This is a genomic window from Pseudomonas sp. CK-NBRI-02 (genome assembly GCF_008124495.1).
GTDB lineage: Bacteria > Pseudomonadota > Gammaproteobacteria > Pseudomonadales > Pseudomonadaceae > Aquipseudomonas > Aquipseudomonas guariconensis.
This window is the reverse complement of sequence record NZ_VSJH01000012.1, coordinates 1-25,994: the sequence shown is the minus strand read 5'-3', so window position 1 is coordinate 25,994 and position 25,994 is coordinate 1. Positions and strand designations below refer to the sequence as shown.

The 25,994-nt window shown below is 57.6% G+C and carries 31 protein-coding genes and 1 tRNA gene; all 32 read right to left on the bottom strand.

Annotation, left to right across the window (positions count from 1 at the left end; all coding sequences use genetic code 11):
* Window position 1: 1 nt before the first annotated feature.
* Window positions 2–352, bottom strand: a complete 351-nt coding sequence (gene rplR, locus DQ397_RS10640) for a 50S ribosomal protein L18 (RefSeq protein WP_011531893.1) — start codon at window positions 350–352, stop codon at window positions 2–4.
* 10 nt (window positions 353–362) lie between these two features.
* Entirely contained in the window at window positions 363–896 is a 534-nt protein-coding gene (rplF, locus tag DQ397_RS10635; protein ID WP_043210302.1) for a 50S ribosomal protein L6, read from the bottom strand.
* A gap of 12 nt (window positions 897–908) precedes the next feature.
* Window positions 909–1,301, bottom strand: a complete 393-nt coding sequence (gene rpsH, locus DQ397_RS10630) for a 30S ribosomal protein S8 (RefSeq protein ID WP_043210304.1) — start codon at window positions 1,299–1,301, stop codon at window positions 909–911.
* 209 nt (window positions 1,302–1,510) lie between these two features.
* On the bottom strand, window positions 1,511–1,816 hold the full coding sequence (gene rpsN / locus DQ397_RS10625; protein ID WP_013970638.1) for a 30S ribosomal protein S14: 306 nt from the start codon (window positions 1,814–1,816) through the stop codon (window positions 1,511–1,513).
* Between the two features lie 13 nt (window positions 1,817–1,829).
* Window positions 1,830–2,369 (bottom strand): 50S ribosomal protein L5, encoded by a 540-nt coding sequence (gene rplE / locus DQ397_RS10620; protein ID WP_043210306.1) that lies wholly within the window; start codon window positions 2,367–2,369, stop codon window positions 1,830–1,832.
* A 20-nt stretch (window positions 2,370–2,389) separates the two neighbouring features.
* The gene (rplX, locus tag DQ397_RS10615; protein ID WP_013970637.1) at window positions 2,390–2,704 is read right to left on the bottom strand and encodes a 50S ribosomal protein L24; all 315 of its coding nucleotides are present in this window, start codon (window positions 2,702–2,704) and stop codon (window positions 2,390–2,392) included.
* An 11-nt stretch (window positions 2,705–2,715) separates the two neighbouring features.
* Complete coding sequence (gene rplN / locus DQ397_RS10610) at window positions 2,716–3,084, bottom strand: 50S ribosomal protein L14 (RefSeq protein ID WP_008089810.1); 369 nt, start codon at window positions 3,082–3,084, stop codon at window positions 2,716–2,718.
* Between the two features lie 23 nt (window positions 3,085–3,107).
* A complete protein-coding gene (rpsQ, locus tag DQ397_RS10605) occupies window positions 3,108–3,374 on the bottom strand; it encodes a 30S ribosomal protein S17 (RefSeq protein WP_043210310.1) in 267 nt (88 codons plus the stop codon).
* A gap of 2 nt (window positions 3,375–3,376) precedes the next feature.
* Window positions 3,377–3,568: a 50S ribosomal protein L29 gene (rpmC, locus tag DQ397_RS10600; RefSeq protein WP_002555481.1), complete on the bottom strand. Its 192-nt coding sequence runs from the start codon at window positions 3,566–3,568 to the stop codon at window positions 3,377–3,379.
* Window positions 3,568–3,981 (bottom strand): 50S ribosomal protein L16, encoded by a 414-nt coding sequence (rplP, locus tag DQ397_RS10595; RefSeq protein WP_009397508.1) that lies wholly within the window; start codon window positions 3,979–3,981, stop codon window positions 3,568–3,570. The genes rpmC and rplP overlap by 1 nt, the downstream gene beginning before the upstream one ends.
* A gap of 12 nt (window positions 3,982–3,993) precedes the next feature.
* Window positions 3,994–4,680 (bottom strand): 30S ribosomal protein S3, encoded by a 687-nt coding sequence (gene rpsC, locus DQ397_RS10590; protein WP_003255481.1) that lies wholly within the window; start codon window positions 4,678–4,680, stop codon window positions 3,994–3,996.
* 13 nt (window positions 4,681–4,693) lie between these two features.
* The gene (gene rplV / locus DQ397_RS10585) at window positions 4,694–5,026 is read right to left on the bottom strand and encodes a 50S ribosomal protein L22 (protein WP_003103908.1); all 333 of its coding nucleotides are present in this window, start codon (window positions 5,024–5,026) and stop codon (window positions 4,694–4,696) included.
* An 11-nt stretch (window positions 5,027–5,037) separates the two neighbouring features.
* Window positions 5,038–5,313 (bottom strand): 30S ribosomal protein S19, encoded by a 276-nt coding sequence (rpsS, locus tag DQ397_RS10580; protein ID WP_010486981.1) that lies wholly within the window; start codon window positions 5,311–5,313, stop codon window positions 5,038–5,040.
* Window positions 5,314–5,329: 16 nt separating this feature from the next.
* Entirely contained in the window at window positions 5,330–6,154 is an 825-nt protein-coding gene (gene rplB, locus DQ397_RS10575) for a 50S ribosomal protein L2 (protein ID WP_043210313.1), read from the bottom strand.
* 14 nt (window positions 6,155–6,168) lie between these two features.
* Window positions 6,169–6,468 carry a 50S ribosomal protein L23 gene (gene rplW / locus DQ397_RS10570; RefSeq protein ID WP_003255484.1) on the bottom strand — a complete coding sequence of 100 codons (300 nt, stop codon included), beginning with the start codon at window positions 6,466–6,468 and terminating at the stop codon, window positions 6,169–6,171.
* Window positions 6,465–7,067, bottom strand: a complete 603-nt coding sequence (rplD, locus tag DQ397_RS10565; RefSeq protein ID WP_043210315.1) for a 50S ribosomal protein L4 — start codon at window positions 7,065–7,067, stop codon at window positions 6,465–6,467. The genes rplW and rplD overlap by 4 nt, the downstream gene beginning before the upstream one ends.
* 12 nt (window positions 7,068–7,079) lie before the next feature.
* Complete coding sequence (gene rplC / locus DQ397_RS10560; RefSeq protein ID WP_043210317.1) at window positions 7,080–7,715, bottom strand: 50S ribosomal protein L3; 636 nt, start codon at window positions 7,713–7,715, stop codon at window positions 7,080–7,082.
* Window positions 7,716–7,796: 81 nt separating this feature from the next.
* On the bottom strand, window positions 7,797–8,108 hold the full coding sequence (rpsJ, locus tag DQ397_RS10555; protein WP_003186070.1) for a 30S ribosomal protein S10: 312 nt from the start codon (window positions 8,106–8,108) through the stop codon (window positions 7,797–7,799).
* 141 nt (window positions 8,109–8,249) lie between these two features.
* Window positions 8,250–9,443 (bottom strand): elongation factor Tu, encoded by a 1,194-nt coding sequence (tuf, locus tag DQ397_RS10550; protein WP_099593972.1) that lies wholly within the window; start codon window positions 9,441–9,443, stop codon window positions 8,250–8,252.
* 30 nt (window positions 9,444–9,473) lie between these two features.
* The gene (gene fusA / locus DQ397_RS10545) at window positions 9,474–11,621 is read right to left on the bottom strand and encodes an elongation factor G (protein ID WP_043215341.1); all 2,148 of its coding nucleotides are present in this window, start codon (window positions 11,619–11,621) and stop codon (window positions 9,474–9,476) included.
* A 30-nt stretch (window positions 11,622–11,651) separates the two neighbouring features.
* Window positions 11,652–12,122: a 30S ribosomal protein S7 gene (rpsG, locus tag DQ397_RS10540; RefSeq protein WP_003246741.1), complete on the bottom strand. Its 471-nt coding sequence runs from the start codon at window positions 12,120–12,122 to the stop codon at window positions 11,652–11,654.
* 105 nt (window positions 12,123–12,227) lie between these two features.
* Window positions 12,228–12,599 (bottom strand): 30S ribosomal protein S12, encoded by a 372-nt coding sequence (gene rpsL, locus DQ397_RS10535; protein WP_003257088.1) that lies wholly within the window; start codon window positions 12,597–12,599, stop codon window positions 12,228–12,230.
* Between the two features lie 210 nt (window positions 12,600–12,809).
* The gene (rpoC, locus tag DQ397_RS10530; RefSeq protein WP_043215343.1) at window positions 12,810–17,009 is read right to left on the bottom strand and encodes a DNA-directed RNA polymerase subunit beta'; all 4,200 of its coding nucleotides are present in this window, start codon (window positions 17,007–17,009) and stop codon (window positions 12,810–12,812) included.
* A 64-nt stretch (window positions 17,010–17,073) separates the two neighbouring features.
* Window positions 17,074–21,147, bottom strand: coding sequence for a DNA-directed RNA polymerase subunit beta (rpoB, locus tag DQ397_RS10525; RefSeq protein ID WP_043215345.1), 4,074 nt, complete (start codon window positions 21,145–21,147; stop codon window positions 17,074–17,076).
* A gap of 219 nt (window positions 21,148–21,366) precedes the next feature.
* Complete coding sequence (gene rplL, locus DQ397_RS10520) at window positions 21,367–21,738, bottom strand: 50S ribosomal protein L7/L12 (RefSeq protein ID WP_043215349.1); 372 nt, start codon at window positions 21,736–21,738, stop codon at window positions 21,367–21,369.
* A gap of 80 nt (window positions 21,739–21,818) precedes the next feature.
* A complete protein-coding gene (gene rplJ, locus DQ397_RS10515) occupies window positions 21,819–22,319 on the bottom strand; it encodes a 50S ribosomal protein L10 (protein ID WP_043215352.1) in 501 nt (166 codons plus the stop codon).
* Between the two features lie 200 nt (window positions 22,320–22,519).
* Window positions 22,520–23,215: a 50S ribosomal protein L1 gene (gene rplA / locus DQ397_RS10510; protein ID WP_043215354.1), complete on the bottom strand. Its 696-nt coding sequence runs from the start codon at window positions 23,213–23,215 to the stop codon at window positions 22,520–22,522.
* Complete coding sequence (gene rplK, locus DQ397_RS10505) at window positions 23,215–23,646, bottom strand: 50S ribosomal protein L11 (protein ID WP_043215356.1); 432 nt, start codon at window positions 23,644–23,646, stop codon at window positions 23,215–23,217. Before rplK ends, rplA begins: the two co-directional genes overlap by 1 nt.
* A gap of 119 nt (window positions 23,647–23,765) precedes the next feature.
* Window positions 23,766–24,299, bottom strand: a complete 534-nt coding sequence (nusG, locus tag DQ397_RS10500; RefSeq protein ID WP_011531880.1) for a transcription termination/antitermination protein NusG — start codon at window positions 24,297–24,299, stop codon at window positions 23,766–23,768.
* Between the two features lie 9 nt (window positions 24,300–24,308).
* Window positions 24,309–24,677: a preprotein translocase subunit SecE gene (gene secE, locus DQ397_RS10495; RefSeq protein ID WP_043215359.1), complete on the bottom strand. Its 369-nt coding sequence runs from the start codon at window positions 24,675–24,677 to the stop codon at window positions 24,309–24,311.
* Between the two features lie 43 nt (window positions 24,678–24,720).
* Window positions 24,721–24,796: transfer RNA gene (locus DQ397_RS10490), tRNA-Trp, on the bottom strand.
* 55 nt (window positions 24,797–24,851) lie between these two features.
* Window positions 24,852–25,994, bottom strand: a 1,143-nt coding sequence (tuf, locus tag DQ397_RS10485) for an elongation factor Tu (protein ID WP_139205772.1), incomplete at its 5' end; no start/stop codon positions are given.

The window sequence follows — 25,994 nt, the reverse complement described above, 5'->3', positions numbered from 1 at the left end:
CTTAGAACTCCAGCCCGCCTTCACGAGCAGCATCAGCCAGCGCCTTGACGCGGCCGTGGTACTTGAAGCCAGAACGGTCGAAAGCAACTTGAGAGACGCCGGCGGCTTTCGCGCGCTCAGCTACCAGCTTGCCAACCTTAGTGGCCGCGTCGATGTTGCCGGTGGCGCCATCACGCAGTTCTTTGTCCAAGGTAGAGGCGCTTGCCAGAACCTTGCTGCCGTCGGCCGAAATGACCTGGGCGTAGATGTGCTGCGAGGAGCGGAACACGCAGAGACGCACGGCTTCGAGCTCGTGCATTTTCAGGCGTGCTTTGCGAGCGCGACGCAGTCGAGTAACTTTTTTGTCGGTCATTTGCTAGGCCCTACTTCTTCTTGGCTTCTTTACGACGGACTACTTCGTCCGCGTAACGCACACCCTTGCCTTTGTAAGGCTCTGGCGGACGGAAGTCGCGGATTTCAGCGGCCACCTGACCAACCAGCTGCTTGTCGATACCCTTGATCAGGATGTCGGTCTGGCTGGGAGTTTCAGCGGTGATGCCGGCTGGCAGTTCGTAGTCCACTGGGTGCGAGAAGCCCAGAGCCAGGTTCAGGACGGAGCCCTTGGCCTGTGCTTTGTAACCAACACCGATCAGCTGGAGCTTACGCTCGAAGCCTTGGCTTACGCCCTGAACCATGTTGTTGACCAGAGCACGGGTGGTACCGGCCATGGCGCGGGCTTGCTGGTCACCGTTGCGAGCGGCGAAACGCAGCTCACCAGACTCTTCGGTAACTTCAACAGACGAGTGAACGTTCAGTTCGAGAGTGCCTTTGGCACCCTTAACCGAAAGCTGTTGGCCGGCGAATTTGACTTCGACGCCAGCTGGCAGCTTAACGGGGTTCTTAGCGACGCGAGACATGCCTATCTCCCCTTAGAACACTGTGCACAGAACTTCGCCGCCGACACCGGCAGCGCGCGCAGCGCGATCAGTCATCACACCTTTGTTGGTGGAGACGATAGACACGCCCAGGCCGCCACGTACTTTCGGCAGGTCTGCGACGGACTTGTACTGGCGCAGGCCTGGACGGCTGGAGCGCTTCAGTTCCTCGATGACCGGACGGCCTTCGAAGTACTTCAGTTCGATCGACAGGGAAGGCTTGGCCTCACCAGTTACCTGGTAGCCAGCGATGTAACCTTCGTCCTTCAGAACTTTGGCAACCGCGACCTTCAGGGTGGAGGAAGGCATGCTTACGACGGACTTTTCAGCCATCTGGGCATTACGGATGCGAGTTAGCATGTCCGCTAACGGGTCCTGCATACTCATGGGCTAGATGCTCCTGATACAAGAATTATTAGCCTTGCGGCTATCACAACCACCCGAGCGGGCAGGGTAAAAAACCCAGGCTCAGGTGAGCCGGTCATTCTAGACACAAGGCAGAAACGAAACAAGCCCCATGAAGGGGCTTGTTCGTTGGCGAAGTTACCGACGGTCGGAAGATCGCTCCCCTTCCGCCGGTTCTACACCTGCAGCGATTACCAGGAGGCCTTGACCAGACCCGGTACGTCGCCACGCATTGCAGCTTGACGCAGCATGTTACGGCCCAGGCCGAACTTACGGTATACACCGTGAGGACGACCGGTCAGGCGGCAACGGTTACGCAGGCGCGAGGCGCTAGCGTCGCGTGGCTGCTTCTGCAGAGCGACTACGGCAGCGAAACGCTCTTCAGGAGAGGCGTTCAGGTTGACGATGGTCGCTTTCAGCTCAGCACGCTTCTTAGCGTACTTGGCTACCGTGAGCTGACGCTTCAGCTCGCGGTTCTTCATGCTCTTCTTGGCCATTTTCCTACTCCAATCAGTTGCGGAACGGGAATTTGAAAGCACGCAGCAGAGCGCGACCTTCGTCATCCGTACGAGCAGTGGTGGTCAGGGTGATGTCCAGACCGCGCAGAGCATCGATCTTGTCGTAGTCGATTTCCGGGAAGATGATCTGCTCTTTCACGCCCATGCTGTAGTTGCCACGACCGTCGAAGGACTTGGCATTCAGGCCGCGGAAGTCGCGAACCCGAGGCAGGGAGATCGCCAGCAGGCGGTCCAGGAATTCGTACATACGATCACGGCGCAGGGTTACCTTGACGCCAATCGGCCAACCTTCACGAACCTTGAAGCCCGCAATCGACTTGCGAGCGAAAGTCACAACGGCTTTTTGGCCGGTGATCTTTTCCAGGTCGGCAACGGCGTTCTCGATGACTTTCTTGTCACCGACCGCTTCGCCCAGACCCATGTTCAGGGTGATCTTGGTTACGCGAGGAACTTCCATCACGTTCGCCAGCTTAAGTTCTTCCTTAAGCTTGGGAGCGATTTCGTTCCGGTAAATCTCTTTCAGTCGTGCCATTGTCTTCTACCTAGCAGTGTTCAAGCATCAACCGCTTTCTGGGTCGACTTGAAGACACGAATTTTCTTGCCGTCTTCAACCTTGAAGCCAACGCGGTCAGCCTTGTTGGTTTCACCATTGAAAATGGCAACGTTGGAAGCGTGCAGAGGCGCTTCTTTCTCGACGATACCGCCCTGGACGCCCGCCATTGGGTTAGGCTTGGTATGACGCTTGACCAGGTTGACACCACCAACAACCAGACGGTTGTCAGCGAGAACCTTCAGCACCTTACCGCGCTTACCTTTGTCCTTGCCGGCGATCACGATGATCTCGTCGTCACGACGAATCTTTTGCATGTCGGATCTCCTTAGAGCACTTCAGGGGCGAGCGAGACGATCTTCATGAACTTCTCGGTACGAAGTTCACGGGTCACTGGCCCGAAGATGCGAGTGCCGATCGGCTCTTGCTTGGTGTTCAGCAGAACAGCAGCGTTGCCGTCGAAACGAATGATGGAACCGTCAGCGCGACGTACACCATGACGGGTACGAACGACAACGGCAGTCATCACCTGGCCTTTTTTGACCTTACCGCGAGGAATTGCTTCCTTGACGGTAACTTTGATGATGTCACCGATACCGGCGTAACGGCGGTGGGAACCGCCGAGCACCTTGATGCACATGACGCGACGAGCGCCGCTGTTATCGGCCACATCGAGCATGGATTGAGTCTGAATCATAAAATTTCTCCGACCCTTCGCCCTTAGACTTCAACAGCGCGTTCGATGACTTCAACCAGTGCCCAGGACTTGGTCTTGGCCAGCGGACGGGTTTCACGAATGGAAACCTTGTCGCCGATCTTGCACTGGTTAGTCTCGTCGTGCGCGTGCAGCTTAGTCGAACGCTTAACGTATTTACCGTAGATCGGGTGCTTGACGCGACGCTCGATCAGAACGGTGATGGTCTTGTCCATTTTGTCGCTGACGACACGGCCAGTCAGCGTACGGACGGTTTTTTCAGCTTCAGCCATGATCACTTACCTGCCTGCTGGTTGAGCACAGTTTTCACGCGAGCGATGTCACGCTTAACTTGCGAGAGCAGGTGCGACTGCCCCAACTGGCCAGTTGCCTTCTGCATACGCAGATTGAACTGGTCGCGCAGCAAGCCGAGCAGTTGCTCATTCAGTTGCTGTGCCGATTTTTCACGAAGTTCATTCGCTTTCATCACATCACCGTCCGCTTAACAAAGGAGGTGGCGAGTGGCAGCTTTGCAGCAGCCAGGGCGAAGGCCTCGCGCGCCAGCTCTTCAGAAACACCCTCGATCTCGTACAGGACTTTGCCTGGCTGAATCTGGGCAACCCAGTATTCCACGGAACCCTTACCTTTACCCATACGAACCTCGAGAGGCTTCTTGGTAACCGGCTTGTCCGGGAAGACGCGGATCCAGATCTTGCCGCCACGTTTTACGTGACGGGTCAGGGCACGACGTGCCGACTCGATCTGACGGGCGGTGAGACGACCGCGAGCAACAGCCTTCAGGGCGAATTCGCCGAAGCTGACCTTGCTACCGCGCAGTGCCAGACCACGGTTGTGGCCGGTCATCTGCTTACGGAATTTTGTACGCTTTGGTTGCAACATTTGGCGTACCCCTTACTTAGCAGCTTTTTTACGAGGCGCTGGCGCTTGAGGCTTCAGCTCTTCCTGGCGACCACCAATAACTTCGCCTTTGAAGATCCAAACCTTCACACCGATCACACCGTAAGTGGTGTGAGCTTCGTAGGTGTTGTAGTCGATATCGGCACGCAGGGTGTGCAGAGGCACACGACCTTCGCGATACCACTCAGTACGAGCGATCTCGGCACCGCCGAGACGACCGCTAACCTGGATCTTGATGCCCTTGGCACCAATACGCATGGCGTTCTGAACGGCGCGCTTCATGGCGCGACGGAACATTACGCGGCGCTCCAGCTGCTGAGCTACGCTCTGGGCAACCAGCATTGCGTCGAGTTCCGGCTTGCGGATCTCTTCGATGTTGATGTGCACAGGCACACCCATCTGCTTGGTCAGGTCCTGACGCAGCTTCTCAACGTCCTCACCCTTCTTGCCGATAACGATACCGGGACGAGCGGTGTGGATGGTGATGCGTGCAGTTTGGGCCGGACGATGAATATCGATACGGCTTACGGACGCGCTTTTTAGTTTGTCCTGGAGGTACTCACGCGTTTTCAGATCCTTCAACAGGTAATCTGCGTAAGTAGCGCCGTCTGCATACCAGACGGAGGTGTGCTCCTTGACGATTCCCAGGCGAATGCCAGTGGGATGTACTTTCTGACCCATCTGATCGACTCCGTTACTTGTCCGCAACCTTGACAGTGATATGGCAAGACCGCTTGACGATGCGATCAGCGCGGCCTTTGGCACGCGGCATGATGCGCTTCAGCGAACGCCCTTCGTTGACGAAGACGGTGGAGACCTTCAGGTCATCAACGTCTGCGCCTTCGTTGTGTTCGGCGTTGGCTACGGCCGACTCGAGGACTTTCTTCATGATTTCAGCGGCTTTTTTGCTGCTGAAGGCCAACAGGTTGAGCGCTTCGCCCACCTTCTTCCCGCGGATCTGGTCGGCGACCAAGCGGGCTTTCTGGGCGGAGATTCGAGCGCCCGACAACTTAGCGGCTACTTCCATTTCCTTACCCCTTAACGCTTGGCTTTCTTGTCAGCCACGTGCCCGCGATAGGTGCGGGTACCGGCGAACTCGCCCAGTTTGTGGCCGACCATGTCTTCGTTCACGAGAACTGGGACATGCTGGCGACCGTTATGTACCGCGATGGTCAGACCGACCATTTGTGGCAGGATCATCGAACGGCGCGACCAGGTTTTAACTGGCTTGCGATCGTTCTTCTCCACCGCCACTTCGATCTTCTTCAGAAGGTGAAGATCGATAAAAGGACCTTTTTTCAGAGAACGTGGCACTGTCGTATCCCTCTAGTTACTTGCGACGACGGACGATCATATTGTCGGTACGCTTATTACCACGGGTCTTCGCACCCTTGGTCGGGAAGCCCCATGGCGATACCGGATGACGACCACCGGAGGTACGACCTTCACCACCACCATGTGGGTGGTCAACCGGGTTCATGGCAACACCACGAACGGTTGGGCGAACGCCGCGCCAGCGTTTGGCACCAGCTTTACCCAGCGAACGCAGGCTGTGCTCGGAATTCGAGACTTCGCCCAGGGTCGCACGGCACTCAGCCAGTACTTTACGCATTTCACCAGAGCGCAGACGCAGGGTCACGTAAGCGCCTTCGCGAGCGATCAGCTGAGCCGAAGCACCAGCGGAACGAGCGATCTGAGCACCTTTGCCCGGCTTCAGTTCGATGCCGTGAATGGTGCTACCTACTGGGATGTTGCGCAGTTGCAGGGAGTTACCGGCCTTGATTGGGGCCAGAGCGCCTGCGATCAGCTGGTCGCCAGCAACAACGCCTTTAGGGGCGATGATGTAGCGACGCTCGCCGTCTGCGTAGCACAGCAGGGCGATGTGAGCAGTACGGTTCGGGTCGTATTCGATACGCTCGACGGTGGCTGGGATGCCATCTTTGTCGTTGCGACGGAAGTCAACCAGACGGTAATGCTGCTTATGACCACCACCAACGTGACGAGTGGTGATGCGGCCATTGTTGTTACGACCACCAGACTTCGATTTCTTCTCGATCAGCGGTGCGTGAGGAGCGCCTTTGTGCAGCTCCTTGTTGACCACCTTGACCACGAAACGGCGGCCAGGGGAAGTCGGTTTGCATTTAACGATTGCCATGATGCACCCCTTCCTTACTCAGCACTGCTGCTGAAATCGAGATCTTGGCCTGGCTGAAGGGAGACGATCGCCTTCTTCCAGTCATTACGCTTGCCCAGACCACGTGCGGTACGCTTGGTTTTACCCAGAACGTTAACAGTCGACACGTTTTCAACTTTTACGTTGAACAGGCCTTCGACAGCTTTCTTGATTTCCAGCTTGGTTGCGTCAGTAGCAACCTTGAATACGAACTGGCCTTTCTTCTCAGCCAGAACGGTAGCCTTCTCGGAAACGTGCGGGCCAAGGAGGACTTTAAATACGCGTTCCTGGTTCATCCCAGCAGCTCCTCGAATTTCTTCACGGCCGAGACAGTGATCAACACTTTCTCGTATGCGATCAGACTGACCGGATCGGAACCCTGAACGTCACGTACGTCGACGTGCGGCAGGTTACGAGCAGCCAGGTACAGGTTCTGATCAACAGCGTCGGAAACGATCAGTACGTCGTTCAGACCCATGCCGTTCAGCTTGTTCAGCAGGTCTTTGGTCTTCGGAGCTTCAACAGCGAAGTCCTGAACTACGACCAGACGCTCGCTACGTACCAGCTCGGAGAGGATGGAGCGCAGGGCTGCGCGATACATCTTCTTGTTGAGCTTCTGCGAGTGGTCCTGCGGACGAGCTGCGAAGGTGACACCACCGCCGCGCCAGATTGGGCCGCGAGTGGTACCGGCACGAGCGCGGCCGGTGCCTTTCTGACGCCACGGGCGCTTGCCGCCACCAGCTACGTCGGAACGGGTCTTCTGCTGCTTGGTGCCCTGACGGCCGCCGGCCATGTAGGCCACGACTGCTTGGTGTACCAGCGTCTCGTTGAATTCGCCACCGAAAGTCAGTTCGGAAACTTCGATCGCCTGAGCGTCATTTACATTAAGTTGCATGTCAGTTTCCCCTTAACCGCGAGCCTTGACAGCTGGACGCACAACCACGTCGCCGCCAGTAGCGCCTGGAACGGCACCCTTGACCAGCAGCAGGTTGCGTTCTGCGTCTACGCGTACTACTTCCAGGGACTGAACAGTCACGCGCTCGGCGCCCATGTGACCGGACATCTTCTTGCCCTTGAATACACGACCAGGAGTCTGGCACTGGCCGATGGAGCCAGGGACACGGTGCGATACAGAGTTACCGTGGGTGTTGTCTTGACCACGGAAGTTCCAACGCTTGATGGTACCGGCGAAGCCTTTACCTTTGGACTGACCGGTTACGTCTACCAGCTGGCCTGCAGTGAAGAGTTCAGCTTTGATCAGATCGCCAGCCTGGAAATCGCCTTCTTCAAGACGGAACTCCCAGACACCGCGACCAGCGGCAACGTTAGCCTTGGCGAAGTGACCTGCCTGAGCGGCGGTCACGCGCGAAGCACGACGCTCACCAACAGTGACTTGCACTGCACGGTAGCCATCGGTTTCTTCAGTTTTGAACTGGGTGACGCGATTCGGCTCGATCTCGATGACCGTGACCGGAATGGAGACACCTTCTTCGGTGAAAATGCGGGTCATACCGCACTTGCGACCGACTACACCAATAGTCATGTTGTAAACCTCATGAGTGTACGGGGCTTTCACCCGCTATGGCCGCCCATTTCAGAGCGTTACACGACTCAGACCGAAGTCTTAGCCGAGGCTGATCTGTACTTCCACGCCTGCCGCAAGGTCAAGCTTCATCAGCGCGTCAACGGTTTTATCCGTTGGCTGGACGATGTCCAGAACACGCTTATGAGTGCGGATCTCGTACTGGTCACGCGCGTCTTTGTTGACGTGCGGGGAAACCAGAACGGTGAAACGCTCTTTGCGGGTTGGCAGTGGAATTGGACCACGCACTTGTGCACCAGTACGTTTCGCGGTTTCCACGATTTCCTGGGTGGATTGGTCGATCAGGCGATGGTCAAAAGCCTTCAACCTGATACGGATTTGCTGATTTTGCATTGGATTTCAGACTCCAGGCTGTTCCCATCGGGCGCACTACGCCCGTTAAAAGGAGGCGTGATTCTATAGACGCCCCTATTTAGTGTCAACCCAATAAAAAAAGCCCCCGCTGAGCGGGGGCTTTTTCAATCGACCGAGTGATTACTCGATGATTTTGGCTACGACGCCGGCGCCGACGGTACGACCGCCTTCACGGATAGCGAAGCGCAGACCGTCTTCCATTGCGATGGTCTTGATCAGGGTAACAGTCATCTGAATGTTGTCACCTGGCATTACCATTTCAACGCCTTCCGGCAGTTCGCAGTTACCGGTCACGTCAGTGGTACGGAAGTAGAACTGAGGACGGTAGCCTTTGAAGAACGGAGTGTGACGACCGCCTTCTTCCTTCGACAGGACGTAGACTTCTGCAGTGAACTTGGTGTGCGGCTTGACCGAACCTGGCTTGACCAGAACCTGGCCACGCTCAACTTCGTCACGCTTGGTGCCGCGCAGCAGGACGCCGCAGTTCTCGCCAGCACGACCTTCGTCCAGCAGCTTGCGGAACATCTCAACGCCGGTGCAGGTGGTGGTGGTGGTTGGACGCAGACCAACGATTTCCAGGGCGTCCTGAACGCGGACGATACCACGCTCGATACGACCGGTAACAACGGTACCACGACCCGAGATCGAGAAGACGTCTTCGATCGGCATCAGGAACGGCTGGTCAACGGCACGAACTGGCTCAGGGATGTAGGCATCCAGAGTCTCAACCAGCTTCTTAACAGCGCTGGTACCCATTTCGTTGTCGTCTTTGCCTTCCAGAGCCATACGAGCCGAACCGATGATGATCGGAGTGTCGTCGCCTGGGAAGTCGTAGGTGGACAGCAGGTCGCGAACTTCCATCTCGACCAGTTCCAGCAGCTCAGCGTCGTCTACCAGGTCAGCCTTGTTCAGGAAGACCACGATGTACGGAACGCCAACCTGACGGGACAGCAGGATGTGCTCACGGGTTTGTGGCATCGGACCATCGGCGGCCGAGCAAACCAGGATCGCGCCGTCCATCTGGGCAGCACCGGTGATCATGTTCTTCACGTAGTCAGCGTGACCTGGGCAGTCAACGTGAGCGTAGTGACGAATGTTCGAGTTGTACTCGACGTGAGCGGTGTTGATGGTGATACCGCGTGCTTTTTCTTCTGGCGCCGAGTCGATCTTGTCGAACTCAACGACGGCCGAACCGAAGACTTCGGAGCAGACGCGGGTCAGAGCTGCAGTCAGAGTGGTCTTACCGTGGTCAACGTGGCCGATGGTGCCGACGTTAACGTGGGGAAGGGAACGATCAAATTTTTCTTTAGCCACGACAGTGAACCTCTTGCCTAAAGGGCTGGATTAGCCTTGTTTTTTAACGAGTGCTTCGACGATGTTCGACGGAGCTTCGGAGTACTTGGAGAATTCCATGGAGTAGCTTGCGCGACCCTGAGACATGGAACGGACGTCGGTTGCATAACCGAACATTTCTCCCAGCGGGACTTCTGCACGGATAACCTTGCCGGAGACCGAGTCATCCATACCCTGGATCAGACCACGACGACGGTTCAGGTCACCCATCACGTCACCCATGTAATCCTCAGGGGTTACTACCTCAACCTTCATGATCGGTTCAAGCACAACACCGCCGCCCTTCTGAGCCAGCTGCTTGGTCGCCATGGAGGCCGCGATCTTGAACGCCATCTCGTTGGAGTCGACGTCGTGGTACGAACCGTCGAACACGGTAGCTTTCAGGCCGATCAGAGGATAGCCGGCAACGACGCCGTTCTTCATCTGCTCTTCGATACCCTTCTGGATCGCAGGGATGTATTCCTTCGGAACAACACCGCCAACGACTTCGTTGGTGAAGACCAGGCCTTCAGTGATGTTGCCGTTGGCATCCTGGTCCGGCTCGGAGAAGCGGATCCAGCAATGACCGAACTGACCACGGCCACCGGACTGACGAACGAACTTGCCTTCGATCTCGACACCGGACTTGGTGATCTTCTCGCGGTAAGAAACCTGCGGCTTGCCGATGTTGGCTTCAACGTTGAATTCACGCTTCATGCGGTCAACGATGATGTCCAGGTGCAGCTCACCCATACCGGAGATGATGGTCTGACCAGTCTCTTCGTCGGTCTTGACGCGGAACGACGGGTCTTCCTGAGCCAGCTTGCCCAGAGCGATACCCATCTTCTCCTGATCCTGCTTGGTCTTCGGCTCAACGGAGAGCGAGATTACAGGCTCAGGGAAGTCCATGCGCTCAAGGATGATTGGCTTGTCGGCGTCGCACAGGGTTTCACCAGTGGTAACGTCTTTCATGCCGATCAGGGCCGCGATGTCGCCAGCGCGAACTTCCTTGATCTCTTCACGCTGGTTGGCGTGCATCTGCACCATACGACCAACGCGCTCTTTCTTGCCTTTGACCGAGTTGATGACCGAGTCACCAGAGGTCAGAACGCCCGAGTAGACGCGAACGAAGGTCAGGGTACCAACGAACGGGTCGGTAGCGATCTTGAACGCCAGAGCCGAGAACGGCTCGTTGTCGTCGGCATGACGCTCGTCCTGCTGCTCTTCGGTGATCTCTTCCTTCGGCGTATCAGCCAGATCAGGGTGGATACCCTTGATCGCAGGAATCTCGGTCGGAGCAGGCAGGAAGTCGATCACGGCATCGAGAACCAGGGGAACGCCCTTGTTCTTGAACGAGGAGCCGCAGACGGCAGGAACGATTTCGCTCGCCAGAGTACGGGCGCGCAGACCGGCCTTGATCTCTTCGACAGACAGGTCACCTTCTTCAAGGTACTTGTTCATCAGCTCTTCGTTGGCTTCAGCAGCGGACTCGACCATATTGGCGCGCCACTCTTCAGCCAGCTCCAGCATATCGGCAGGAATTTCTTCCTCGCGATAGGTGGTGCCCTTGTCGTCATCGTTCCAGTAGATGGCCTTCATCTTGATCAGGTCAACCTGACCCTGGAAGTTGTCTTCCGAACCGATAGCCAGCTGGATTGGAACCGGGGTGTGACCCAGACGGTTCTTGATCTGGCCGACAACGCGCAGGAAGTTGGCACCAGCACGGTCCATCTTGTTCACGTAAACAACACGTGGAACGCCGTATTTGTTGGCCTGACGCCATACGGTTTCGGACTGCGGCTCAACGCCAGAGGTACCGCAGAATACGACGACCGCGCCGTCGAGTACGCGCAGCGAACGCTCAACTTCAATGGTGAAGTCAACGTGGCCGGGGGTATCGATGACGTTTACGCGGTAGTTGTCGTACTGACCACGGGAGCCTTTCCAGAAGGTGGTAACGGCAGCGGAGGTAATGGTGATACCGCGCTCCTGCTCCTGCACCATCCAGTCGGTGGTCGCGGCGCCATCATGCACCTCGCCCATCTTGTGGCTCAGACCTGTGTAGAACAGGATCCGCTCGGTAGTGGTAGTCTTGCCCGCGTCAACGTGCGCGCAGATACCGATGTTACGGTAGCGGTTAATTGCTGTAGTACGAGCCATAAAGCCCTCGCAAAAAGATTGATGCTTGAATTAGAAGCGGTAGTGCGAGAACGCCTTGTTGGCCTCGGCCATACGGTGCACGTCTTCACGCTTCTTGACTGCAGCACCCTTGCCTTCAGCAGCATCCAGCAGTTCACCGGCCAGGCGCAGAGCCATGGACTTCTCGCCACGCTTGCGGGCGTAGTCTACGAGCCAGCGCATTGCCAGAGCATTACGACGGGACGGACGAACTTCAACCGGAACCTGGTAAGTGGCACCGCCTACACGGCGGGACTTTACTTCGACCAGCGGAGCGATGGCGTCGAGAGCTTTCTCGAAGATTTCCAGGGGGTCGCTGTTCTTGCGTGCTTTGACGGTATCCAGGGCACCGTAAACGATGCGCTCGGCTACGGCCTTCTTGCCGCTTTCCATCACGTGGTTCATGAACTTGGCGAGAATCTGGGATCCGTACTTCGGATCGTCCAGGATCTCACGTTTTGCTGCTACACGACGTCTTGGCATGATAAGCCCTCAAACGGTCTTCAGGTTAGCCCGGGACGCGGGTCTTCGACCCCTGCCCGACCTTACTCTTATCGACTCAAAAAATGGATGTCTGCAAACGGCCGATTACTTCGGACGCTTGGTACCGTACTTCGAACGACCCTGGTTACGGCCTTTAACGCCCGAAGTATCCAGAGAGCCGCGAACGGTGTGGTAACGAACACCTGGCAAGTCTTTTACACGGCCGCCACGGATCAGAACGACGCTGTGCTCTTGCAGGTTGTGGCCTTCACCACCGATGTACGAGGAAACCTCGAAACCGTTGGTCAGACGCACACGGCATACTTTACGCAGTGCCGAGTTAGGTTTTTTCGGCGTGGTGGTGTACACACGGGTGCACACGCCACGACGCTGCGGGCAGTTCTGCAGCGCAGGTACGTCGGATTTCTCGACGGTACGCTTACGCGGCTGACGTACCAGCTGGTTGATAGTTGCCATCTACTAGCTCCACTGATTGTCTTGCGACGCTATTGTCTTGCAAGAAAGCCAAAAATTGGCGAGACGGAGCCTCACCAAATTTAAGGGTACAAAAGTCTAAAGAGGATCTTGCACCCAGTCAAGACGAGGCCCCGGCCCTCCCCGCCCGGTCATCGGCAACAATTCATGTCGCCAATGACGTGGAGGATGAACCGGGGCCTAGCCCTGTTCTTAGTTACCGCTGGAGTTCAGCGCTTCGGTCAGTGCGGCTTCCACCTCACTGGCACTTACACGCAGCGGCTTGTCGGCATCACGGCGGCGCTTGCGCTCGCTGTGGTAGGCCAGACCGGTACCTGCCGGGATCAGACGACCCACGACCACGTTCTCTTTCAGGCCGCGCAGGTAGTCGCGCTTGCCGGTGACGGCCGCTTCGGTCAGGACGCGCGTGGTTTCCTGGAAGGAAGCCGCGGAAATGAACGACTCGGTCGACAGCGAGGCCTTGGTGATACCCAGCAGTACACGCGAGAACTTCGAGACGAACTTATCTTCGGCGGCGAGACGCTCGTTCTCGACCAGCACCTGAGTCAGTTCCATCTGGTCGCCCTTGATGAAGCTGGAGTCGCCGGATTCGGTGATCTCAACTTTACGCAGCATCTGACGCAGGATGGTCTCGATGTGCTTGTCGTTGATCTTCACGCCCTGCAGGCGGTAAACATCCTGAATCTCGTTGACGATGTACTTGGCCAGCGCGCTTACACCCAGCAGACGCAGGATGTCGTGCGGATCGCTCGGGCCGTCGGAGATAACTTCGCCGCGGTTTACCTGTTCGCCTTCGAAGACGTTCAAGTGGCGCCACTTCGGAATCAGCTCTTCGTACGGCTCGCTGCCATCGGTCGGCGTGATGACCAAGCGACGCTTGCCCTTGGTTTCCTTACCGAACGCGATGGTGCCGCTGACTTCAGCCAAGATCGAGGCTTCTTTCGGACGACGCGCTTCGAACAGATCGGCAACGCGCGGCAGACCACCGGTGATGTCTCGGGTCTTGGACGTTTCTTGCGGAATACGCGCGATAACGTCACCTACACCGATCTGTGCACCGTCAGCCACACCGACGAGGGCGTTGGCCGGCAGGAAGTACTGGGCTGGAACGTCGGTACCCGGCAGGTACAGATCCTTGCCAGCAGCGTCGACCATCTTGATCGCTGGACGGATTTCCTTGCCTGCGGCAGGGCGATCCTTGACGTCCATCACTTCGATGTTGGTCAGGCCGGTCAGCTCGTCGGTCTGACGCTTGATGGTGATGCCTTCCTCCATGCCCACGAAGGTCACGGTACCTTTGAGTTCGGTAACGATCGGGTGGGTGTGCGGGTCCCACTTGGCGACGATGGCGCCAGCTTCGACCTTCTCACCTTCCTTGACCGAAATCACCGCACCGTAAGGCAGCTTGTAGCGCTCACGCTCGCGACCGAATTCGTCGGCGATGGCCAGCTCGCCGGAACGCGAAACGGCAACCAGGTTGCCATCGGCACGCTCGACCTGCTTGAGGTTGTGCAGACGAACCATACCGCCGTTCTTCACCTGGACGCTGTCGGCAGCCGAGGTACGGCTTGCAGCACCACCGATGTGGAACGTACGCATGGTCAGCTGGGTACCCGGCTCACCGATCGACTGGGCAGCGATAACGCCGACAGCTTCACCGATGTTCACCTGGTGACCACGAGCCAGGTCACGACCGTAGCACTTGGCGCAGATGCCGTAGCGGGTTTCGCAGCTGATCGGGGAACGCACGACCACTTCGTCGATGCTGTTCAGCTCGATGAACTCGACCCACTTCTCGTCGACCAGGGTACCGGCCGGAACGATGACGTCCTCGGTGCCTGGCTTGAACACGTCACGGGCGATGACACGACCCAGTACACGCTCACCCAGCGGCTCTACAACGTCACCGCCTTCGATGTGCGGGGTCATCAGCAGACCCTGATCAGTGCCGCAGTCGATCTCGGTCACGACCAGATCCTGTGCCACGTCAACCAGACGACGGGTCAGGTAACCGGAGTTCGCGGTCTTCAATGCGGTATCCGCCAGACCTTTACGAGCACCGTGGGTCGAAATGAAGTACTGCAGTACGCTCAGACCTTCACGGAAGTTCGCGGTGATCGGCGTCTCGATGATGGAGCCGTCCGGCTTGGCCATCAGGCCACGCATACCGGCCAACTGACGGATCTGGGCAGCGGAACCCCGCGCACCGGAGTCAGCCATCATGTACATCGAGTTGAAGGACTCTTGCTCGACTTCGTTGCCATCACGATCGATGACCTTCTCTTTCGAGAGGTTGGCCATCATCGCCTTGGACACTTCGTCGTTCGCCTTGGACCACAAGTCGATGACCTTGTTGTACTTCTCGCCCTGGGTTACCAGGCCGGAGGCGTACTGGCTCTCGATTTCCTTCACTTCATCGGTAGCGGTACCGATGATGCGCGCCTTCTCATCTGGGATAACGAAGTCGTTAACACCGATGGAAACGCCGGAAATGGTCGAGTAGGCAAAACCGGTGTACATCAGCTGGTCGGCAAAGATGACGGTTTCCTTCAGACCCACCACGCGATAGCACTGGTTGATCAGCTTGGAAATCGCCTTTTTCTTCATCGACTGGTTGACGACGTCGAACGGCAGACCGGCTGGCACTACCTGGAACAACAGCGCACGGCCGACGGTAGTGTCGACGATACGGGTGTTCTTGACGATGCTGCCGTCACGCTCTTTCACGGTCTCGTTGATACGGACCTTGATCTTGGCGTGCAGCGCAGCTTCGCCGGCGCGGAATACGCGGTCGACTTCCTGCAGGTCGGCGAACACACGACCTTCACCTTTGGCGTTGATGGCTTCACGGGTCATGTAGTACAGACCCAGAACCACGTCCTGGGACGGCACGATGATCGGCTCACCGTTGGCAGGCGACAGGATGTTGTTGGTCGACATCATCAGCGCGCGCGCTTCCAGCTGGGCTTCCAGCGTCAGCGGCACGTGAACGGCCATCTGGTCACCGTCGAAGTCGGCGTTGTACGCAGCACACACCAGCGGGTGCAGCTGAATAGCCTTGCCTTCGATCAGCACCGGCTCGAACGCCTGGATACCCAGACGGTGAAGGGTCGGTGCACGGTTGAGCAGTACGGGGTGTTCGCGGATCACCTCGGCGAGGACGTCCCACACCTCCGGCAGCTCGCGCTCGACCATCTTCTTGGCAGCTTTGATGGTGGTCGCCAGACCGCGCATTTCCAGCTTGCCGAAAATGAACGGCTTGAACAGCTCCAGCGCCATCTTCTTCGGCAGACCGCACTGGTGCAGGCGCAGGGTCGGACCTACGGTAATTACGGAACGACCGGAGTAGTCCACGCGCTTACCGAGCAGGTTCTGACGGAAGCGACCTTGCTTACCTTTGATCATGTCAGCCAGGGACTTCAGCGGACGCTTGTTCGAGCCAGTGATGGCGCGACCGCGGCGGCCGTTGTCCAGCAGGGCGTCGACCGCTTCCTGCAGCATGCGCTTTTCGTTGCGCACGATAATGTCCGGCGCCGACAGATCGAGCAGGCGCTTCAGACGGTTGTTACGGTTGATCACCCGGCGGTACAGGTCGTTCAGGTCGGAAGTCGCGAAGCGACCGCCATCGAGCGGAACCAGCGGACGCAGATCCGGCGGCAGAACCGGCAGAACGGTCAGGACCATCCACTCAGGCAGGTTGCCCGAGCCCTGGAAAGCTTCCATCAGCTTCAGGCGCTTGGACAGCTTCTTGATCTTGGTTTCCGAGTTGGTCTGCGGAATCTCTTCGCGCAGGCGACCAATTTCGTGCTCCAGGTCGATAGCGTGCAGCAGCTCGCGAACAGCCTCGGCACCCATACGGGCGTCGAAGTCGTCACCGAACTCTTCCAGTGCTTCGAAGTACTGCTCATCGTTGAGCAGCTGACCCTTCTCGAGGGTGGTCATGCCCGGATCGATAACGACGTAGCTCTCGAAATAGAGCACGCGCTCGATGTCACGCAGGGTCATGTCCATCAGCAGGCCGATACGGGACGGCAGCGACTTCAGGAACCAGATGTGGGCAACCGGCGAGGCCAGCTCGATGTGCGCCATGCGCTCACGACGAACCTTGGCCAGAGCGACTTCAACGCCGCACTTCTCGCAGATGACGCCGCGATGCTTGAGGCGCTTGTACTTTCCGCACAGGCACTCGTAATCCTTGACTGGGCCAAAGATCTTGGCGCAGAACAGGCCGTCACGCTCAGGTTTGAACGTACGGTAGTTGATGGTTTCCGGCTTCTTAACTTCACCGAACGACCACGAACGGATCATTTCAGGCGACGCCAGACCGATGCGGATGGCGTCGAACTCTTCGACTTGACCCTGGTTTTTCAGCAAATTCAGTAGGTCTTTCAAGGCCTTTCCTCCTGGCGGAGCAGGAAGCGGGCAATACCTGCCCCGCTCCCCTTCGCGTCACGTGTTATTCGGTTTCCAGATCGATATCGATACCGAGCGAACGGATCTCTTTGATCAACACGTTGAAGGACTCGGGCATGCCCGGCTCCATACGGTGATCGCCATCCACGATGTTCTTGTACATCTTGGTACGGCCGTTCACGTCGTCCGACTTCACTGTGAGCATTTCTTGCAGGGTGTATGCCGCGCCGTATGCTTCCAGCGCCCACACTTCCATCTCCCCGAAACGCTGACCACCGAACTGCGCCTTACCACCCAGCGGCTGCTGGGTAACCAGGCTGTACGAACCAGTGGAACGCGCGTGCATCTTGTCGTCCACCAAGTGGTTCAGCTTGAGCATGTACATGTAACCAACGGTCACAGGACGCTCGAACTTGTTGCCGGTACGGCCATCGAACAGGACCATCTGGCCGCTCTCAGGCATGTCGGCCAGCTTCAGCATGGCCTTGATTTCACGCTCCTTGGCACCGTCGAAGACCGGCGTAGCCATCGGCACGCCTTTCTTCAGGTTGTTGGCCAGAGCGATGATCTCTTCGTCCGAGAACTCGTCCAGGTTTTCCTGACGACCACCGATCTCGTTGTAGACCTCGGTCAGGAAGCTGCGCAGCTCAGCGGCTTTGCGCTGCTCTTCGAGCATGCGATCGATCTTCTCGCCCAGGCCCTTGGCCGCGAGGCCCAGGTGGGTTTCAAGGATCTGACCGACGTTCATACGCGAAGGTACACCCAGCGGGTTCAGAACGACGTCGACTGGAGTACCGTTGGCGTCGTGCGGCATGTCTTCGACCGGCATGATCACGGAGACCACACCCTTGTTACCGTGACGGCCTGCCATCTTGTCGCCCGGCTGGATGCGGCGACGGATAGCCAGGTAGACCTTGACGATCTTCAGCACGCCCGGTGCCAGGTCATCGCCCTGCTGCAGCTTGCGCTTCTTGTCTTCGAACTTGTCGTCCAGCAGACGACGGCGATCGACGATGTACTGCTGAGCCTTTTCCAACTGCTCGTTCAGAGCATCTTCGGCCATGCGCAGCTTGAACCACTGGCCGTGCTCCAGACCGTTCAGTACGTCGTCAGTGATCACGGTGCCTTTCTTCAGGCCCGCGCCACCATCGACCACCTGGCCGTTCAGGGCTGCACGCAGACGCTCGAAGGTCGCGCCCTCGACGATGCGGAACTCTTCGTTGAGGTCCTTGCGGATCTCGTCCAGTTGCATCTTCTCGATGGCCAGGGCGCGGCTGTCGCGCTCAACGCCGTCACGGGTGAAGACCTGGACGTCGATGACAGTACCTTTGGTGCCGGTCGGCACGCGCAGGGAGGTGTCTTTTACGTCGCTGGCCTTCTCACCGAAGATCGCACGCAGCAGCTTTTCTTCTGGAGTCAGCTGGGTCTCGCCTTTCGGAGTGACCTTACCGACCAGAATGTCGCCTGCGCCGACTTCAGCACCCACATAGACGATACCGGCTTCGTCCAGCTTGTTCAGCGCAGCCTCACCCACGTTCGGGATGTCCGCAGTGATTTCCTCTGGGCCAAGCTTGGTGTCACGCGCCACACAGGTCAGTTCCTGGATGTGGATAGTGGTGAAGCGGTCTTCCTGAACCACACGCTCGGACAGGCAGATGGAGTCTTCGAAGTTGAAGCCGTTCCACGCCATGAACGCGATGCGCATGTTCTGACCCAACGCCAGCTCACCCATGTCGGTGGACGGGCCGTCGGCCATGATGTCGCCACGCGCGACCACATCACCTTTGCTCACCAGCGGACGCTGGTTGATGCAGGTGTTCTGGTTCGAACGGGTGTACTTGGTCAGGTTGTAGATATCCACACCTGCTTCGCCAGTTTCTACTTCGTCATCGGCTACACGCACGACGATACGGCTGGCGTCGACCGAGTCGATCACACCACCGCGACGAGCAACGACGCAGACGCCGGAGTCACGAGCAACGTTGCGCTCCATGCCAGTACCTACCAGCGGCTTGTCGGCGCGCAGGGTCGGAACAGCCTGACGCTGCATGTTCGAACCCATCAATGCACGGTTGGCGTCGTCGTGCTCGAGGAACGGAATCAGCGAGGCAGCGACGGAAACAACCTGCTTCGGCGAAACGTCCATCAGGGTGACGTCTTCCGGCGCCTTGACGGTGAATTCGTTCAGGTGACGTACGGCGACCAGCTCATCGACCAGTTGCTTCTGCTCGTTCATCGCAGCGGAAGCCTGGGCGATCACGTGATCGGCCTCTTCGATGGCAGACAGGAACACGATTTCGTCGGTGACCACGCCTTCTTTCACCACGCGGTACGGGCTTTCCAGGAAGCCGTACTGATTGGTGCGGGCATAGGCCGCCAGGGAGTTGATCAGACCGATGTTCGGACCTTCAGGGGTCTCGATCGGGCATACACGGCCGTAGTGAGTCGGGTGTACGTCACGGACTTCGAAGCCTGCACGCTCACGGGTCAGACCACCTGGGCCGAGCGCGGAGACACGGCGCTTGTGGGTGATCTCGGAGAGTGGGTTGTTCTGGTCCATGAACTGCGAGAGCTGGCTGGAACCGAAGAACTCCTTCACCGCCGCCGCGACCGGCTTGGCGTTGATCAGGTCCTGCGGCATCAAGCCTTCGCTTTCCGCCATCGACAGACGTTCCTTGACCGCACGCTCGACGCGCACCAGGCCGACACGGAACTGGTTCTCGGCCATCTCGCCAACGCAACGGACACGACGGTTACCCAGGTGGTCGATGTCGTCGACGATGCCTTTGCCGTTACGGATATCGACCAAGGTCTTGAGGACGTCGACGATATCTTCCTTGCTCAGCACGCCCGAACCTTCGATCTCGGTACGACCGATACGGCGGTTGAACTTCATGCGGCCAACAGCGGACAGATCGTAACGCTCGGCGCTGAAGAACAGGTTGTTGAACAGGGTCTCGGCGGCATCCTTGGTTGGCGGCTCACCTGGACGCATCATGCGGTAGATTTCCACCAAGGCTTCCAGCTGGTTGCTGGTGGTGTCGATCTTCAGAGTATCCGAGATGAACGGACCGCAATCGATGTCGTTGGTGTACAGCGTCTCGATGCGTACAACCTGAGCCTTGGCGACCTTGATCAGCAGCTCAGTGGTCAGCTCGGTGTTGCATTCGGCAAGGATCTCGCCGGTGGCCGGATGCACGATGGCCTTGGCAGTGGTGCGGCCCAGGACGTACTCCATTGGAACGTCCAGCTGCTTGACGCCGGCTTTTTCGAGCTGGTTGATATGGCGCGCGGTGATACGACGGCCTTGCTCAACGATGATCTTTCCGCTGCCGTCATGGATATCCATGACCGCGACTTCACCACGCAGACGCTGAGGCACCAGTTCCAGGCTGAGTTTTTCGCCGGAAACGTGGAACACGTTGGTGGTGTAGAAGGTGTTGAGGATTTCTTCGGTGCTGTAGCCCAGCGCTCGCAGCAGTACCGAGGCCGGCAGCTTGCGGCGACGGTCGATACGAACGAACACGCAGTCCTTCGGATCGAACTCGAAGTCCAGCCAGGAACCGCGGTAAGGAATGATACGGGCGGAGTACAGCAGTTTGCCGGAGCTGTGGGTCTTGCCACGATCGTGGTCGAAGAACACACCTGGCGAACGGTGCAGCTGGGAAACGATTACACGCTCGGTACCGTTGATAACGAAGGTACCGTTCTCAGTCATCAGGGGGATTTCACCCATGTAGACTTCTTGCTCTTTGATGTCCTTGATCGCTTTGTTCGACGATTCCTTGTCGAAGATGATCAGGCGCACCTTCACACGCAGCGGAACAGCGAATGTCACACCGCGCAGGACACATTCCTTCACATCGAAAGCCGGCTCGCCCAGGCGATAGCCGACGTACTCCAGGGCAGCATTGCCGGAGTAGCTGATGATCGGGAATACCGATTTGAAGGCCGCGTGCAGGCCGACGTCGCGGAACTGATCCTTGGATGCTCCCGCCTGCAGGAATTCGCGATACGAATCCAGCTGGATGGCCAGGAGGTAAGGCACATCCATGACGTCCGGCAACTTGCTAAAGTCCTTGCGGATACGTTTTTTCTCAGTGTATGAGTAAGCCATCAGCGTTCCCCAGCTTGGTCACCTGCTTGTTTGGCTCCTTCCGAGCGGAAGCAGCCAGAAAATCTGCAAACCCCATGGTTTGCACACCCTCTTGGGTGTTTTACAGCTCGTTATCGGGGCCGACCTGATCGGCCACCAATAACGGAAAAAGGCCGGTGGCATAAGCCACCAGCCGTCAGCCTTTCGCTCAACGCTTGGGCTGGAGTCGCAAAGTCGAAATTACTTCAGCTCGACTTTAGCGCCTGCTTCTTCCAGCTTCTTCTTCGCGTCTTCAGCGGCTTCTTTCGAAACGCCTTCAGCGATGACAGCAGGAGCGCCGTCTACTTTCTCTTTGGCTTCTTTCAGGCCCAGACCGGTCAGTTCACGAACTGCCTTGATCACGTTGACCTTCTTGTCGCCAGCTTCGGCCAGAACGACGTTGAACTCGGTCTGCTCTTCAGCAGCGGCAGCAGCGCCACCAGCAGGGGCAGCAGCAACGGCGGCAGCAGCGGTAACGCCGAAGGTTTCTTCCATCGCTTTGATCAGTTCAACAATTTCCAGAACGGTTTTCTGGCCGATCGCTTCGATGATTTGCTCGTTAGTCAGAGACATGACTATGAATTCCTGTATTGGGGTGACAGCCTACGCGGCCATCAAATTAAACGTTTGATTTCGAAATAAGCTACGCGGCCTTAGGCAGCAGCAGCTTCTTTCTGGTCGCGCAGAGCAGCCAGGGTACGAGCCAGCTTGCTGGTTGCACCTTGGATTACGCTCATCAGCTGTGCGATAGCCTCGTCGCGAGTTGGCAGAGTTGCCAGCACGTCGATCTGGTTAGCGGCAAGGAACTTGCCGTCGAACGCAGCTGCCTTGATCTCGAACTTGTCCTGACCCTTGGCGAACTCTTTGAACAGACGAGCAGCAGCGCCCGGATGTTCATTGGAGAAGGCGATCAGGGTCGGGCCTTTGAACGCGTCGTTGAGGATCGAGTACTCGGTGCCTTCAACAGCGCGCTTGAGCAGGGTGTTACGTACGACACGTACGTAAACGCCAGCTTCGCGGGCCTCTTTACGGAGTCCGGTCATTGCGCCTACAGTCACACCACGGGCATCAGCCACGACAGCGGACAGAGCGACTTTGGCAGCCTCGTTGACTTCAGCGACGATGGCCTTCTTGTCTTCGAGTTTAATTGCCACGGGTTTACTCCTGGTTTCTACCGTTTCATCCAGCCGAGGCCGGATGTCGTTTTGGTGTCTGATTCGGTAACGAATCGGGAGCACCATCTGCGTAGGCTTGTGGTTTAAGGCTTGCGCCGCCTACGGTCTTGGATAGCCCCCGCCAGGCAGGGACCCCAATTTTCAGCAGCCGGTGCGGACAGGGCCGCACCGGCCGAGCATTACACGTTCAGCGAGCTCTGATCGATGATCAGACCTGGGCCCATGGTGGTGCTCAGGGTGACGCGCTTGACGTAGATACCTTTCGAGGAAGCCGGCTTGATACGCTTCAGATCGGCGATCAGGGCTTCAACGTTTTCCTTCAGCTTGCCAGCTTCGAAGCCGACCTTGCCAACGGAGGTATGGATGATACCGTTCTTGTCGGTACGGTAGCGAACCTGACCAGCCTTGGCATTCTTGACGGCGCCGGCTACGTCTGGAGTTACAGTACCCACTTTCGGGTTCGGCATCAGGCCGCGAGGACCCAGGACCTGACCCAGCTGACCCACAACGCGCATGGCATCAGGCGATGCGATTACGACGTCATAGTTCAGGTCGCCGCCTTTCATTTCGGCAGCCAGATCGTCCATACCTACGCGGTCAGCGCCGGCAGCCAGAGCAGCTTCAGCAGCTGGGCCCTGGGTGAAGACGGCAACGCGAACGGTCTTGCCAGTGCCATGCGGCAGCACGGTAGCGCTGCGAACGACCTGGTCGGATTTACGCGGGTCAACACCGAGGTTGACGGCGATGTCATAGGACTCGACGAATTTGGCGGCCGGCAGCGAAGCCAGCAGAGTCGCGGCCTCTTCGAAGTTGTAGGCCTTGCCTGCTTCGATTTTCTCGGCGATAGCCTTTTGGCGCTTAGTCAGCTTAGCCATTACACACCCTCCACGTTCAGGCCCATGCTGCGGGCAGAGCCGGCGATGGTGCGCACAGCTGCATCCAGGTCAGCGGCAGTCAGATCAGCCTGCTTGGTCTTGGCGATCTCTTCCAGCTGAGCACGGGTAACGGTACCAACCTTGACGGTGTTCGGGCGAGCCGAACCACTGCTCAGGCCAGCAGCTTTCTTCAGCAGAACCGAGGCAGGGGTGCTCTTGGTTTCGAAGGTGAAGCTACGGTCACTGTAGACAGTGATGATCACTGGAGTCGGCAGACCTGGCTCTTGACCCTGAGTACGGGCGTTGAAGGCCTTGCAGAATTCCATGATGTTAACACCGTGTTGACCCAGTGCTGGACCAACGGGTGGGCTTGGGTTGGCCTGGCCGGCCTTAACTTGCAGCTTGATGTAAGCCTGAATCTTCTTAGCCATGAGCTACTCCAAAATCGGGTACGAACGCCAGATGGCTCCCCGTATGACTTGCGTTTTATCCCAGTGACGACAAAACCCCGCAGCACATAGGGCTGCGGGGTATGGGATGCGTCGTTCGCCTAGACCTTCTCGACCTGGCTGAACTCGAGCTCTACCGGAGTAGAGCGACCGAAAATGAGCACTGCAACCTGCAGCCTGCTCTTTTCGTAGTTAACTTCTTCGACACTGCCATTGAAGTCAGCAAACGGACCATCAATGACTCGAACCACTTCACCCGGCTCGAACAGCGTCTTGGGCTTAGGCTTGTCACTACCATCGGCAACGCGACGCAGGATAGCTTCAGCTTCTTTATCGGTGATCGGCGCAGGCTTGTCTGCGGTACCACCAATGAAACCCATGACACGAGGGGTGTCCTTGACGAGGTGCCAAGTCCCTTCGTTCATTTCCATCTGGACCAGCACATAGCCAGGGAAGAATTTGCGCTCGCTCTTGCGCTTCTGGCCATTGCGCATTTCAACAACTTCTTCGGTCGGGACCAGGATCTCGCCGAACTCGTCTTCCATGCCAGCCAGCTTGACGCGCTCGATCAGGGAGCGCATCACATGCTTCTCGTAACCCGAGTAAGCATGCACGACGTACCAACGCTTAGCCACGGGACACCCTTAGCCAACAATCAAGGAGACCGCCCAGCCGAGCAGGGAATCGAGCCCCCACAGCAGCAACGCCATAACCAACACGACAACCACAACAATGAGCGTGGTCTGAGTGGTTTCCTGGCGGGTCGGCCACACGACTTTACGAATCTCGGTACGAGCTTCCTTCGCCAGCGCAAAGAACGACTTACCCTTCGCAGTCTGCAAGGCGACAAAGCCCGCAACGGCAGCCAGAGCAAGAAGCGCAAGGACGCGATACAGGATTGGAGCTGCGGAGTAATACTGATTACCCACAACACCAACGACTACCAATACAACAACAGCCAGCCACTTGAACAGATCAAAACGCGATTCTTGGGCTTCAGTTTTGGGAGTCATCGAGGAGGATCCTGTGAGAAGAAAGCCATCACACCGAGGTGAATGGCAGGTCAGGAGGGAATCGAACCCCCAACCTACGGTTTTGGAGACCGTCGCTCTGCCAATTGAGCTACTGACCTTTAACGCTGTATCAGGCCGGCCATTATGCCGGCCTGATCATGAGAAATCAACTACTTATTCAATAATTTTTGCTACGACGCCGGCGCCGACGGTACGACCGCCTTCACGGATAGCGAAGCGCAGACCGTCTTCCATTGCGATGGTCTTGATCAGGGTAACAGTCATCTGAATGTTGTCACCTGGCATTACCATTTCAACGCCTTCCGGCAGTTCGCAGTTACCGGTCACGTCAGTGGTACGGAAGTAGAACTGAGGACGGTAGCCTTTGAAGAACGGAGTGTGACGACCGCCTTCTTCCTTCGACAGGACGTAGACTTCTGCAGTGAACTTGGTGTGCGGCTTGACCGAACCTGGCTTGACCAGAACCTGGCCACGCTCAACTTCGTCACGCTTGGTGCCGCGCAGCAGGACGCCGCAGTTCTCGCCAGCACGACCTTCGTCCAGCAGCTTGCGGAACATCTCAACGCCGGTGCAGGTGGTGGTGGTGGTTGGACGCAGACCAACGATTTCCAGGGCGTCCTGAACGCGGACGATACCACGCTCGATACGACCGGTAACAACGGTACCACGACCCGAGATCGAGAAGACGTCTTCGATCGGCATCAGGAACGGCTGGTCAACGGCACGAACTGGCTCAGGGATGTAGGCATCCAGAGTCTCAACCAGCTTCTTAACAGCGCTGGTACCCATTTCGTTGTCGTCTTTGCCTTCCAGAGCCATACGAGCCGAACCGATGATGATCGGAGTGTCGTCGCCTGGGAAGTCGTAGGTGGACAGCAGGTCGCGAACTTCCATCTCGACCAGTTCCAGCAGCTCAGCGTCGTCTACCAGGTCAGCCTTGTTCAGGAAGACCACGATGTACGGAACGCCAACCTGACGGGACAGCAGGATGTGCTCACGGGTTTGTGGCATCGGACCATCGGCGGCCGAGCAAACCAGGATCGCGCCGTCCATCTGGGCAGCACCGGTGATCATGTTCTTCACGTAGTCAGCGTGACCTGGGCAGTCAACGTGAGCGTAGTGACGAATGTTCGAGTTGTACTCGACGTGAGCGGTGTTGATGGTGATACCGCGTGCTTTTTCTTCTGGCGCCGAGTCGATCTTGTCGAACTCAACGACGGCCGAACCGAAGACTTCGGAGCAGACGCGGGTCAGAGCTGCAGTCAGAGTGGTCTTACCGTGGTCAACGTGGCCGAT